13 protein-coding genes are annotated in these 12,630 nt (G+C 56.2%); 12 read left to right on the forward strand and 1 reads right to left on the reverse strand.

All coding sequences use genetic code 11. The features are described 5' to 3' along the window. On the forward strand, positions 1-675 hold a 675-nt coding region (locus HJB82_RS17385; protein ID WP_221140778.1), incomplete at its 5' end, for a DUF6030 family protein. Between the two features lie 27 nt (positions 676-702). Here the strand turns inward: HJB82_RS17385 and HJB82_RS17390 are convergent. After that, complete coding sequence (locus tag HJB82_RS17390) at positions 703-1,077, reverse strand: hypothetical protein (protein ID WP_221117536.1); 375 nt, start codon at positions 1,075-1,077, stop codon at positions 703-705. A 196-nt stretch (positions 1,078-1,273) separates the two neighbouring features. On the opposite strand from HJB82_RS17390, the gene HJB82_RS17395 reads away from it, so the two are divergent. From HJB82_RS17395 to HJB82_RS17445, 11 genes are all read left to right on the forward strand, one after another. Next, positions 1,274-2,347, forward strand: coding sequence for an endo-1,4-beta-xylanase (locus HJB82_RS17395; protein ID WP_207581445.1), 1,074 nt, complete (start codon positions 1,274-1,276; stop codon positions 2,345-2,347). 31 nt (positions 2,348-2,378) lie between these two features. Continuing rightward, entirely contained in the window at positions 2,379-3,530 is a 1,152-nt protein-coding gene (locus tag HJB82_RS17400; RefSeq protein WP_221140780.1) for a glycosyltransferase, read from the forward strand. Next, positions 3,530-4,033, forward strand: a complete 504-nt coding sequence (locus HJB82_RS17405) for a DapH/DapD/GlmU-related protein (protein ID WP_007630830.1) — start codon at positions 3,530-3,532, stop codon at positions 4,031-4,033. The genes HJB82_RS17400 and HJB82_RS17405 overlap by 1 nt, the downstream gene beginning before the upstream one ends. Further along, the gene (gene pssM / locus HJB82_RS17410) at positions 4,030-4,932 is read left to right on the forward strand and encodes an exopolysaccharide glucosyl ketal-pyruvate-transferase (protein WP_221140782.1); all 903 of its coding nucleotides are present in this window, start codon (positions 4,030-4,032) and stop codon (positions 4,930-4,932) included. The genes HJB82_RS17405 and pssM overlap by 4 nt, the downstream gene beginning before the upstream one ends. 149 nt (positions 4,933-5,081) lie before the next feature. Then, on the forward strand, positions 5,082-6,584 hold the full coding sequence (locus tag HJB82_RS17415) for a lipopolysaccharide biosynthesis protein (protein ID WP_221140906.1): 1,503 nt from the start codon (positions 5,082-5,084) through the stop codon (positions 6,582-6,584). A gap of 31 nt (positions 6,585-6,615) precedes the next feature. Continuing rightward, the gene (locus HJB82_RS17420) at positions 6,616-7,647 is read left to right on the forward strand and encodes a polysaccharide pyruvyl transferase family protein (RefSeq protein WP_221140791.1); all 1,032 of its coding nucleotides are present in this window, start codon (positions 6,616-6,618) and stop codon (positions 7,645-7,647) included. Positions 7,648-7,657: 10 nt separating this feature from the next. Further along, positions 7,658-8,464, forward strand: coding sequence for a glycosyltransferase family 2 protein (locus HJB82_RS17425; protein ID WP_221140793.1), 807 nt, complete (start codon positions 7,658-7,660; stop codon positions 8,462-8,464). A 75-nt stretch (positions 8,465-8,539) separates the two neighbouring features. Next, the gene (locus HJB82_RS17430; RefSeq protein ID WP_221140795.1) at positions 8,540-9,511 is read left to right on the forward strand and encodes a glycosyltransferase; all 972 of its coding nucleotides are present in this window, start codon (positions 8,540-8,542) and stop codon (positions 9,509-9,511) included. Between the two features lie 88 nt (positions 9,512-9,599). Next, positions 9,600-10,574, forward strand: coding sequence for a glycosyltransferase family 2 protein (locus HJB82_RS17435; RefSeq protein ID WP_221140797.1), 975 nt, complete (start codon positions 9,600-9,602; stop codon positions 10,572-10,574). Continuing rightward, complete coding sequence (locus HJB82_RS17440; protein WP_221140799.1) at positions 10,571-11,455, forward strand: glycosyltransferase family 2 protein; 885 nt, start codon at positions 10,571-10,573, stop codon at positions 11,453-11,455. The genes HJB82_RS17435 and HJB82_RS17440 overlap by 4 nt, the downstream gene beginning before the upstream one ends. Then, positions 11,452-12,432 (forward strand): glycosyltransferase family 2 protein, encoded by a 981-nt coding sequence (locus tag HJB82_RS17445; RefSeq protein ID WP_221140801.1) that lies wholly within the window; start codon positions 11,452-11,454, stop codon positions 12,430-12,432. Before HJB82_RS17440 ends, HJB82_RS17445 begins: the two co-directional genes overlap by 4 nt. Positions 12,433-12,630 lie beyond the last annotated feature (198 nt).

The raw sequence follows: 12,630 nt of genomic DNA on the forward strand, positions 1-12,630 counted from the left end.
CCCCTGCCCCGCCCGACGCCCCCAGCCACCTTCACGTTTCCATTGCATATCATCGAACCGCCGGTGGCACAGACCGCGTCGACTTTTCTGCGGACATGGCGGATATCCGGGCCTGCAATGTGTGCGGCGCTGCGCAATGCCGGCATCGAAACCAGCGATTGGGCGGCGGCAAGCTTCGACGCCGATACGTTCGAATGCATTTTCGAGCATAGCGGCAAGCGGGAGAAGGATCAGCTTCCGAGCTCCATCTTCGTCATCGTTCGCGGCGACGCCACCGGCGCGATCAACAACATGCGGGTGAAAATCATCAATCCCGAGACGGATCAAAATGGTCAGCTCGATCCCAACATTCTGCGAATTTTCGAAACCATGTTGCGGCAACCGCAATGGCTCGATTTTCACGAGACGCTGAACGCGATCAAAAATCTGAGGGACATCAAGGAAGACGGCTTTGGAGCCAGCATCAATTTCAGCCGCGAAGTGCTCAATCCTGGGCGGTATAATTTTACGCTAGCCCTGGATGCCACTTCGGGACCCCAGAAAAGAACGAGAAACTATTTTTCCGAGAGAGCATGGCTTCGATCGCCCGAGCCGACGGTCGGGACCGACCTGCGGCCGGCATCCATTCCTGCCGATGCCAAGGCACCGGCACAAAGTCAGGAACATCCGCATTAGGGTCAGCTGAGATTATGCGCCGACTTCTCACGCCATGTAACTTGCATCGTCGTGATGCCTGGCCAAAATCTCGTAAAGCTCTTTCAAACTGTCCGCACTCGGCCGTTCGGTGCTGTCCCCGCCCGCCAAGCGCCAGACACGCTCGACATTGAGGTCCTGCGTGACTTGCTCAAGGTCTTCGTTCAGCGAGCGAATGGCGGCCTCCGATCGACGCAGCCGCCCCGACAGCCTGACAAGCGCTGCGAACGACAGAAAAATGACGCCGGTGACACCGAGAACGAGCGCCGAGAATTGTCGGGCATCGAGAAGAAATAGATCGTTTCGAATGGTCGTCATAAAAAAAACGGCATTTTGCAATGCCATATGAAAACAGCTTATCAGATAGCTAAACCAATCTTCCATCACCAGCGCCCTCCAGAACAGTTTATATCGTGGCGCCGGCTGAAAAGTCTAGCACACACTGACAATATCCCCTACGGCGAAAGTATATTTAGGGTTGAATTACTCCGTTGAATTGAACGCGAATGCCGCGTTGCCGACGAGCCTGGCCCTCTAAATTTGGCCGCGGACATCAAAAAAGCCAACCGTGAGAGATAAAATGAATAGAAGACGTTTCCTCGCCTCGGTTCCGCTCGCCCTGTTGTATGCCAATGCGGGCCACGTCCTGGCACAGGTGCCTTCAGCGGGAGGGCTGCGCGCCCTTGCCGACGGCAAGGCGTTCCGATTCGGATCGGCAATCGACCTGCAAAATATCAGCGATCCAATTGCTTCCGAGATATACATCAATAACGTCAATTCAATAACGCCGCGAAACGAACTGAAGTGGAATGCGACGGAAAAGAGGCCCGGTGTTTTCAGTTTCAGGAATGCGGACCGGATGGTTGCATTTGCGCAAAAAAACAACATGAGGGTTTATGGCCATACGCTGATCTGGTATCGCGTCCCGGAGTGGGTGTCGGACATCACCGACGCGAAGGCGATTCAGGCGACGATGAACCGTCACATAAAACAGGTTGTCACTCGCTATAAGAACTCAATCGACGCTTGGGATGTGGTGAACGAGCCGTTGGAATATGATGCGCCGGATCTGCGAGATTGTGTTTTCCGACGCCTTCTTGGCGACGACTATATCCGTATGAGCTTCGATATGGCACATGAGGCAAATCCCGGCGCAATGCTGGTGCTGAACGAAACGCATCTGGAGAAAAAATCCGACGTGTTCGAACAGAAGCGCGCGCGTATCCTGAGAATCGTTGAGGATCTCGTCGCCCGGAAATCGCCGATCAATGCGGTGGGGCTGCAGGCGCATTTCCGTCCCGGCCTCGACCGGATCGATCCGGAAGGAATGGGGCGCTTCTGCGCGGCGCTGAAGGACATGGGGGTCGGCGTGTTCATCACCGAGCTTGATGCCTCCTGCCAGTTCCTGAACCGCGACAAAGGCTTTTCGCCGACGTCATACGCGGATATTTTCGGTGATGTGATCACTGTGGCGGCCGAGCGTGGCGACTTGAAAGGCGTGACAGTATGGGGCATGTCGGAAAAATACGGCGAGCGCATTGAGAACGAAGCCGCTCCCGACGCAGCCTGCGCAAAGCGCGTTAATCTTTATGACGACAACAATGCGCCGAGAAGTGCGGTTAATGGCATCAGGCGGGCAATAGAGGCGATGTGATGGGCAAGACAACGGAGACGTCGACAGATTCATGAGAAAAGCCGTTATTTACGTGGAAAAATTTTTGCCTGCCAGCCAGGCATTTGTTCTCAATCAGGCGGTAGCATTTCGTTCTTTCGAAGCTGAAATTCTTGCCGGCACGCGAATTCCGTCCGCCCACACCAAAAAATCCACTATCCCGGTTCATGACATCCGTCGGTCTCCCGTTGCGCGGGCCGGCGAACTGCTTCTGAAAATTCCGCAGATCGGCCTTCCCTTTCTCTTTCCGGCGATCGGCCAGGCCGATCTCGTTCACGCCCATTTCGGCAAGAACGGTTATGTCATCGGCCCCCTGGCGCGCGCCGCCGGCAAGCCGCTGGTCACGACATTCCACGGGTTCGACGCCACCTATGGCGGTGACCCGAAAAAGCCGGGCGGCTTCAATCAGGTGCGCTTTTTTGCCAAGGGCCGGAGCGAGATGGCTGGCTGGAACAGCTGGAATATCGCCGTTTCCGATTTCATCCGCGATCGGCTGCTGGCGCTCGGCTTTCGCGCCGACCGCGTCTATCGCCATCATATCGGCATCGATCTCGATCTGTTCAAAATGGAGCCACGTCCACGAAAAAAAGGGCTGGTGGTTTCCATTGCCCGCTTCGTCGACTATAAGGGCCACCGCTTCATGATCGACGCGCTGGCACGCGTGGCGGCCGCCGGCACTCCGGTCGAATTCGTCATGGTCGGCCAGGGTCCTTTGAAGGAGGAAATCGAAGCACTGGCGCGTCGTTCCTTGCCAAGCGTCACGATCCATGAAAATCTGTCGCAGACTGAGATAAGGGATCTGCTCGCCAGTGCGGAGCTTTATCTCCATGGAAGCGTGACCCTCGATAATGGTCACGCTGAAGCTTTCGGCCTGGCCAATCTCGAGGCCGAAGCCGTGGGAACTCCGGTCGTCGCATTTCGCTCGGGAGGCGTGGGCGAAGCGATCGAAGAGGGGAAAACTGGTTGTCTCGTGGAGGAGCGGGATGTCGCAGGAATGGCCGAAGCAGTCGGAAGGCTGCTCAATGACCAGGCCCTGTGGACAGCCTTTAGCGCGCGGGCACCGCTTCTGGTGGCCGAGCGCTTTGACTTACGTCGTCAGACGGGGATGCTCGAGGACTATTACAGTTCCGTGCTAGACGAATTTTCCAGCCGGGGTCGGACTTGATGGTGCAGACAGGAAAAAAGCCGAAGTGGGGACTGAACGTATTTCGGCCGCTGCGGAACGGAATTGTGAAGGCCAAATGGCTCTACTATACGAAGTTCTGGGGAATGGACATCGATCCGACGGCCAGCTTTTCCCTGAGCGTGCGGTTCGACAAGACCAATCCGAAGGGATTGCATATCGGCGCGGAAACCTATGTCGCCTTTGAGGCGGCGATCCTGACCCACGACCTCACGCGCGGGCTCTATCTTCACACGAGAATCGGCAGACGCTGCTTCATCGGCGCCCGCAGCATCATTTTGCCCGGTGTTGAAATCGGCGACGAATGCGTCATCGGCTCGGGCTCGGTGGTGACCAAGAGTGTTCCACCGCGCTCGCTGGTCGCGGGCAATCCGGCAAAGATAATCCGCAGCGATATCGAGATCATTTCGCGTTACGGACGCATGGCACGCGAAGACGAGACGGTCTCGATCGTCAAGCACTTGCCGACTGGAGAAGCACGATGAAGATGTTTGCCTACCGCGGGAAACACGAGAATTTCGGCGACGAACTCAACCATTGGCTCTGGGAGCGTCTTCTGCCCGGCTTCTTCGACGATGACGACGGTCAGCTCTTTCTCGGCATCGGTTCGATCCTCTACGACAATTTCGATCCGAACATGCAGAAGATTGTCTTCGGCTCGGGTTATGGCGGCTACACCAACCCGCCGAAAGTCGATCGCAACTGGACATTCTATTTCGTCCGCGGAAAGAAGACCGCCGAGATCCTCGGCATCGATCCGAGCTACGCCATCGGCGATTCGGGCATCCTCACCCGCAGTTGCTGGGATGCAAAAAGCGTCGAGAAGCGTTATCCCGTCTCGTTCATGCCGCATTATGAAAGCGCCATGCACGGCAGCTGGGATAGGGTCTGCGATCTCGCCGGTATCCACTACATCGATCCGCGCTGGTCGGTGGAAAAAGTCCTGACCGAAATCAGCGCATCACATAAAGTCGTATCGGAAGCGATGCATGGCTGCATTATATCGGATGCGCTTCGCGTTCCTTGGCGAGCGATTCGCCCGATTGCCCTTGAAAATCGAGCCAAGTGGCATGATTGGGCTAGCGCGCTCGATCTGGAGATCGATTTCGACCCGATCGGCCCGTCAAACCTCGTCGAGGCAGGAGCGTCGCGGGTGCGGAAGCATGGCTATCTTTGGAAGAACATAACGTTTCGCCGCCGCCGCATTCTGCAGGTCACCGGCAATTATGTCTTCGGATCGACAGTCAAGACGTTACAGCGGGTTGGAGAGAAGCCGGGCCAGCTCAGCACGGATGAGGCTATTGTAAGAGCACACGAAAGAATGCTGGTCGAACTGAATCGGCTGAAGCAGGATTTTTCCAAGAAAACGGCAAGCGCCCTTTGAGGTCGCAATCGCTTTCGTGACGAGGCATAAGGCATGATGCTTTCTAACTTCATCAATACCCTCTGCGCCAGCAAGGTGCCCAAGTGTTTTCGGCGGGTGCTCAACCCGCTTCGATGCTCGAAGCCCACTACGTACGGAGCCGATCGCTCATGAAGAATGTAGCCGACCGGATGATCCGGGGCAGCATATGGCTGAGTCTGTCCCGCGCTATCGTCAACGCGCTTTCCGCGCTCAGCACCTTTGTGCTGGCGTGGTACCTCGTGCCGTCTGACTTCGGTCTCGTCGCGATTGCAACAACGATCCAGGTCATCTTGAGCTCCGTCACCGAACTTTCGCTTGGTCAAGCGCTTATTCGCCATGAATCTCCCGGCGAAACTCACTTCAGTGCGGTTTGGACATTAAGCGTAACGAGAAGCGCGATATTGGCGCTGGTGTTTGCCGCTAGCTCTTATCCTATCGCCGAGTTTTATAATGAACCTCGTTTGACGAGCGTGATGCTTGCCTTGAGTTTCAGCCTGCTCCTCAGCGGTCTCGCCAATCCCCGCCGCGTCATGCTCCAGCGCGATCTGATCTTCTGGCAGGAGTTCGTGCTGAACGTCTCGCAGAAGCTGGTCGGTTTCGTCGTGACCGTGGCAATTGCCGCCATTTACCAGAGCTATTGGGCTCTCGTCATCGGCACCCTTGCCTATCAGGTGACGAATATCATCGTGTCCTACACCGTTTTGCCGTTCTGGCCGCGCATAACCTTCCGCCATGCCCGCGAATTGTTTTCCTTCTCGGTGTGGCTGACGGCCGGCCAGATCGTCAACACGCTGAACTGGCGGATCGAGTATCTGCTGATCGGTAAGATGCTGGGCGCCACGCAGCTTGGTCATTATACGGTCGGCAATACTCTTTCGACGCTGCCGACGCGCGAGGCTACCGCGCCGTTGAATCAGACGATTTATCCGGGCTTTTCGAAAGTCCGGAACGACCCGGTCCGGCTTGTCGCAGCCTATCAGCGCGCACAGGCCCTGATGGCTGCGGTGGCGCTTCCGGCCGGAATCGGCATGGCTGTTGTGGCTGATCCGATGATGCGGCTTGCGTTGGGAGAGAAGTGGGCTCCTGCGATCTTCATCGTCCAGGCACTTGCATCGGTTTTCGCCCTGCAGACCCTTGGCTCGCTCGTCCAGCCCCTGGGCATGGCGAAGGGCCATACCAAGATGCTGTTTATCCGCGACACGCAAATGCTGGTGGTTCGCATTCCCATCATCATCGCCGGTCTCATGATGGCCGGGCTTCCGGGCGTCGTTTATGCGCGCGTGTTGACGGGTCTGATTTCCACCGTTGTCAACATGCTTCTCGTCAAGCGCTTAATCAATCTGCCGTTCTTCCAGCAGCTCGCGGCAAACTTCCGCGCGCTTGCCAGCGTGGCGCTGATGGCCGCCGGCATCTGGGGATTGTCGCATATCATGAGCGCTCCCGTCGACAAGCTGGCCTTGGCCCTTCACCTGGCCATTCTGGTCATCACGGGCGGTATTCTCTATGTCGGTTCCAGCTTTGTCCTTTGGCTCGCAATGAACAAGCCAAATGGCCCGGAAACCGAAGTTCAGCGTATCTTTGCCAAGTTCCTGTCGAAGGCCAAACGTATGGCCGTTCCCAAGTCGGCTTAAAGCTAAAACGAACATTAACAAGTGAGGCAGAATGACCAGCCTATCCAGATCTGAGCTGATCTCAAAACTCAATGGCATGATCCATGATTGCCTGAAGGACTATGTCTCGCGCGAAGAGCCGCTCGCGATCCTAGACTTCCCCGACATCCGCAATTGCGGCGACTCGGCGATCTGGCTGGGTGAGATGGCCTATCTCAAGGATCGCTTCGGCAAACGCCCTGACTATGTTTCCAGGCTGCACGACTTCTCAGCCGAAGAACTGAAACGGCGAGTTCCCACCGGCCCGATCTTCATTCACGGCGGCGGCAATTTCGGCGATATCTGGGTTGCCCACCAGGATTTCCGAGAAGCGATCATGGAGCGTTTTCCCGATCGGCAGATCATTCAGTTCCCGCAGTCGATCCACTATAGTTCGCCTGAGCGCATCGAGCAGTCCAAACGGGCAATCGGTCGCCACAAGAATTTCGTGCTGCTCGTGCGAGACGAAGAATCGAAGGAATTTTCCGAAAAACACTTCGACTGCACCGTGCGGCTATGCCCGGATATGGCCTTTGCCATCGGCCCACTTCCGGACAGGGCAACCCAGATTCCCGTTCTCGCCATGTTGAGAGAGGACGCAGAACGGGTCGGCGGCATCGATCGCAACATTCCTTCCGACATTCCTGTGGAAGACTGGATCACGGAGTCGAAACGGAAGGTGGATATCGCCAAGAAGCTCGGAGTAGCGTCGGCCTATCTCGCATTGAAGCCAAGCGAAGTTGCATTGCGGCGGCTGGACGCCGCAGCGCATAACCGTTTCGAGCGCGGCATCAGTCAGATCTCGCGTGCTCGCGCAATCGTCACCGATCGTCTGCACGTCCATATTTGCTCGTTGCTGCTCGGCCGCCCACACGCCGTGCTGGACAACAGCTACGGAAAAATTCGCCGCTTCATGAATGCTTTCTCCGGCGGAACGGATCTTTCATACAAGGCAACCTCGCTCGACGACGGGATCGAATGGGCGCGTCACCAGGCGGCGATTGACCATGCCGGTCGAAAAGAAGCTGTGAGCTTGCGGGCGTAGGGAGAATTCGATGCCACTTGTCACCTTCATTATACCGGTCCGCCATCAGGACAATGCCCGCGATTGGGCCAAACTGAAGGCTAATCTCAGCCAGACGGTGGCCTCCATTTCCAATCAGACCAATGGGGACTGGCGCGGGATCATCGTGGCGAACGAAGGCGCCGATCTACCTGATCTGCCAGAAAAATTTTCCGCCGTTCGCGTGACGTTTCCACCGAATGACATGCACGAACTCGGAAAAGGTAGCAAGGAGGACTTCCTCGATGCCTTTCGGACTGACAAAGGCCGGCGTGTTCTGAGCGGCATGTTGAATGCGGCAGACAGCCGCTTTTTCATGATTGTTGATGACGATGATTTCGTCAGCTCCCGGATCGTTCAACACGTATCGGAAAACCGAGATGCCAATGGGTGGATGATCGACCAGGGTTACATCTGGGACGATGGTGGCGGTTTCCTGCTTGGCCACGACGACTTCAGCCATCTTTGTGGTACATCTCTGATCATTCGTGCCGATCTCTATGAAGTACCGCTGCGGTTTGAGGATGCGTCGCTCGATTGGATCAAATCGATGCTGGGCAGCCATGTGCGCATTGCGAATATCCTTGCGCAACGTGGATCGCCGCTGGCCAAACTTCCATTCAGAGGCGCCGTCTATCGGGTTGCCCACGGCGGCTCGCACAGCCGAGCGCCGAGTCTGATGCGGCAATACTTCCTGAATCGCGGCGTACTTCTAAAACCCAGACGCTTGTTGCGCAATTTTCGTAAGCTGAGGATGGTTGGGGGCGGTTACAGGCGCGAATTCTTTGGCAAGGCGTGAACCGAATCTGCACAACAAATCGATCCGTCCGAAAGCGTGACTGCTTATGGAATACAACGGCGTTCGGAGCATGAAATGAGCAAAGTCAAGATTACAATACTTTTCTCTACTTACAATGGCGCGAAGACTCTGCCAACGATGCTTGATGCATTATGCGCTTCAACCTTGCCGAAGGACGAATGGAAGATCGTTGCTGTCGACAACAATAGCCAAGACCAAACGATGGAAGTCTTGAAGTCCTATCAAAATCGGCTTCCGTTAGAAGTTTATTTTGAGCCTAGGCAGGGCAAGCAACACGCATTGACTTTGGGCTTCCGCCATTTGGAGGGCGAACTTGTTATCTTAACTGATGACGACGTCATTCCCGAACCAAGTTGGATCGAGCAATTTCTCACCTTGGCAGATGAGCAGCCGCAGTTCAGCATATTCGGTGGCTTGATCACGCCCGAATGGGAGGAAAGACCTGAGCCGTGGTTGATGAAGTATGGGCATCTGGGGATTCTTTATGCCCTAAATGACGACCTTCCCGAGGGGCCGATTTCCGCGGCATTGATATCAGGGCCGAATTCTGCCTTCCGCCGTTCCATTTTAGGTCCTGGCTATATAGTTCACGACGGCCTCGGTCCGGACGCCACTGTCGCTCAATTTCCGATGGGTGAGGACACCGCTTTCGCTCTGAGGCTAGAGAAGGATGGAGCCAGAGCCTATCATTCGCGGCGCCCCAGGGTTCGCCACATTGTAAGGAAGGGCTATGTGAACGAAGGCTGGGTTTTGCGGCGTGGCGAGCGCTATGGCATGGGCTTGGTTATCATTCGGCCGAACCTGTTCGACGGCAAAACGAAAATAAGCGGTCTTCCGATCGGTAGCGCTTTGCGATGGCTTCTCATGGCGCCGGCAAGCTTCGTTTTGAAGGGATTTCCGCTAAGTGGCGTCCGTTTCAAATTGCTCTGGGCACAGTCCGTGAGACAGGGGATCCTTCGCCAATTTCTCAAGCAGCGATCTGCGTCAAATAGTGCGATCAGCTCTCAGGTTGGTGCTGACCAATGACAGTATTGGACCGAAGCGTCGACAGGAGAGGCTCCAGCGATATAGGCAGGGGTCAGATTTTTCGCACTTCAGCAGGCGGATGGTTTTGATGACGGATCCAAGAATTAGCGTCATATTTTCGTCCTTTAACGGCGCCAGTAGACGGCTTCAACAGATGCTGGATTCCATGATGGGGCAAAACCTCCCGTTCGAACAATGGGAACTGATTGCCGTGAACAACAACAGTAAAGATGAAACCCATAAGCTTCTCGATCAATATGAGAAGAAGCTTCCGATGCTTGTTGTTGATCACCCCCGCCCAGGAAAATCAGGAGCGATGAACGCAGCACTGGCAGTAGCTCGGGGAACGCTGATCGTTTTTACCGACGATGACATCGAGGCAGATGCGAACTGGTTGAGTGCAATAACTGCGTGCGCTGAGGCCAACCCTGATTTCGGCATCTTCGGTGGGCGAATTCTTCCGAACTGGGAGCATTATCCCCAAGGGGATCCGCTGTTGGAGTGGATCCCCATGGGATCAACCTTCGCCATAGCCGACCAAGAATCCTGTGGTCCTTGCGACCCTACGAAAATTTGGGGTCCAAACACTACGGTGCGTCGCGATTTGCTTGGTAGCGACGTTCGTTTCCGTGAAGACATCGGCCCACTCCCAGGCGGTCTTTTTGCGATGGGAGAGGATACGGAAATCGTCAGCCGCCTGTCCCGGAGCGGTGTGAAAACGTATCGTTGCGCTGAAGCCGTTGTTCATCATTGGATTCCGGCCTCTAGCGTTACAGAGGCTTGGGTGCAGAAACGTGGAGAACGTCTTGGTTATGGGATGCCAGCGCTCTTCGCTGAGGACATTCCCAAAGGCGTAAAGATCGGGGGAGTTCCCTTGAGAACCTGGATTGAGAGCGCCAGCTGGGCGGGTCGGGCAGCTCTCCTTTATCCCTTGCCACGATCGAAGAAGCGGTTCTGGGCCATCTGGAAGTACTACTACATGCGTGGGTACCGCGCCGGACTTCGTCGATACGCGTCGGCAGACGTTCGTTCTGCTCAACTGACGCAGGAGGCCGCGCATTGAAGCTATCGGTGCTAATCAACAATTTCAACTACGGTCAGTACCTACGCCCATGCGTAGACAGCGTTCTGTCGCAGGCCTATCCGGACTTCGAAGTGGTGGTGGTCGACGACGGATCGACCGACGATTCCCATGAGATTCTTGCCTCCTACGGGGAACGGATTCTGACGATATTGAAGGAAAACGGTGGTCAGGCGTCGAGCTTCAATGCAGGCTTCGCGGCGGCAAGCGGCGATATCCTGTTTCTCCTGGATGCCGATGATGCGTTCTTGCCCGGCAAACTCGCACGGATCGCCGAGATCTACGATCGCAACGAGATCGACTGGTGTTTCGACCGGGTGACGACCGAGGAAAGTGACCAGCCTCCTGCAGAGCTTCAAGTAACGCTGTTCGACAAGCGGCACACGCTTCGCAATGGCGGATTCCCTTCGCTTCCGGTTCCGACATCGGGTTTGAGTTTCCGCCGCAGCCTGCTCTCCCAGATATTGCCGATGTCCGTCGCGACCGACGTCGTTCTCAGCGACAATTATATCAAATTTGCCGCAGCCTATCTCGGCCGCGGCGCCATCGTCGAAACACCGCTGACGTTTCAGCGCATTCATGCCTCAAACCGCTATACGGGCACAAGCAGGGCAAAGTCGCTGCGCCCGCGGATCATGATCGCCACAGGGCTGGAACTGGCACGCCGCTACGACGGGCTGCAGGCGCTCGGCAAGAGCCTGGTGGCCGGCGGCATTGCCGAAACGACATCGCTGCTGAAGCTCCGGAGCGAAGCGCGCAACACGGTGGCGGGCGGTCCGTTCGGCGATGATGCCGCGACCGAATTAGCCTTGATGGCGGCGCGCAAGCGTTTGGGAAATATGCTGCGGAGGGGACAGTCGTGAACCAGCAGGAAACTTTCCCGCTTTCAGCAGCCGGCACCGACGTCGGCGCAGCGCCGTTGAAGATCGCAGTCGGCGTGCTGACCTATCGGCGTCTGGACGGGATCGCCAAGCTGCTTGACGTCATGACACGCCAGATCAGGCACCCCGCCCGCCCATATCATCTCACCATGGTGATCGTGGATAATGATGCGGCCGGCAGCGCCAAGGCAACGGTGGAGAGCTTCGGCCAGACAGGCGCCTACGATCTGATCTACGTCGTCGAGCAAAACCAGGGCATCCCTTTTGCCCGCAACCGCGCGCTGGATTCGGCACCTCCGGGCACCGACCTCTTCTGCTTTCTCGACGATGACGAATGGCCGGTCGACGGCTGGCTGGACGCTATGCTGGAGACTCGCCAGAAAAACCGCGCCGATTGCGTCTACGGCCCCGTCCAGCCGGTCTATCCGGAAAACCCTCCGGAATATTTCATCAAGGCCAGGGTATTCGAGCGCAAGAAGAATGTGGACGGCCAGCGTATCGGTTATGCGGCTTCCAATAACGTCATGTTCGACTATCCCCTGATCCGCTCGTGGAATCTTCGTTTTGAGGAGAAAATGCGCTTCACCGGCGGCACGGACTATCTTTTCTTCAATCAGGCCATCCGCCGCGGCATGCAGGTTTTCTGGGCTGACAAGGCCCTTGTCTATGACATCATTCCGGCAAACCGAATGACCTGGAAATGGGTGTTGCAAAGACAGTACCGGCTGGGCAATACCTTCGCAGTCAGCGAGGTTCTGCATGGCAACCTCAAGCGCCGGATTTATCGCGCCGCCTATGGCGCCACGAGAGTCGTGCTTGGACTGGTCATGCTGCCGGCGATCTTGATTTCACCCTACTGGGGCATGCGGGCTCTCACGCATATCCTGCGCGGCGCGGGCATGGTTAACGGGATTCTCGGACATGCCTATCAGGAATACAAGCCCAATGCCGCCCTCTGATATTGTTTGCGCAAACGCCCTTGGAGAATTTCTGGCCCTTACTATGTTTCAGCCAAAAGCATCATGCGTAACGGCGTCGATGAACTTCATGGATTCAACCAACCGGGCCAAGAATGGTAGACTTTCACTGAATTACTCTGACACAACTGCTGTTCGAACCGAACGGTTTTTCGCTCTTGTCGTCGGTCAAATATAGGG

This window comes from Rhizobium sp. NZLR10, assembly GCF_019685125.1.
GTDB lineage: Bacteria > Pseudomonadota > Alphaproteobacteria > Rhizobiales > Rhizobiaceae > Rhizobium.

Coding starts and splice junctions, on each gene's coding strand:
- HJB82_RS17390 (WP_221117536.1), bottom strand. CDS start 1,077: ATGGAAGATTGGTTTAGCTATCTGATAAGCTGTTTTCATATGGCATTG.
- HJB82_RS17395 (WP_207581445.1), top strand. CDS start 1,274: ATGAATAGAAGACGTTTCCTCGCCTCGGTTCCGCTCGCCCTGTTGTAT.
- HJB82_RS17400 (WP_221140780.1), top strand. CDS start 2,379: ATGAGAAAAGCCGTTATTTACGTGGAAAAATTTTTGCCTGCCAGCCAG.
- HJB82_RS17405 (WP_007630830.1), top strand. CDS start 3,530: ATGGTGCAGACAGGAAAAAAGCCGAAGTGGGGACTGAACGTATTTCGG.
- pssM (WP_221140782.1), top strand. CDS start 4,030: ATGAAGATGTTTGCCTACCGCGGGAAACACGAGAATTTCGGCGACGAA.
- HJB82_RS17415 (WP_221140906.1), top strand. CDS start 5,082: ATGAAGAATGTAGCCGACCGGATGATCCGGGGCAGCATATGGCTGAGT.
- HJB82_RS17420 (WP_221140791.1), top strand. CDS start 6,616: ATGACCAGCCTATCCAGATCTGAGCTGATCTCAAAACTCAATGGCATG.
- HJB82_RS17425 (WP_221140793.1), top strand. CDS start 7,658: ATGCCACTTGTCACCTTCATTATACCGGTCCGCCATCAGGACAATGCC.
- HJB82_RS17430 (WP_221140795.1), top strand. CDS start 8,540: ATGAGCAAAGTCAAGATTACAATACTTTTCTCTACTTACAATGGCGCG.
- HJB82_RS17435 (WP_221140797.1), top strand. CDS start 9,600: ATGACGGATCCAAGAATTAGCGTCATATTTTCGTCCTTTAACGGCGCC.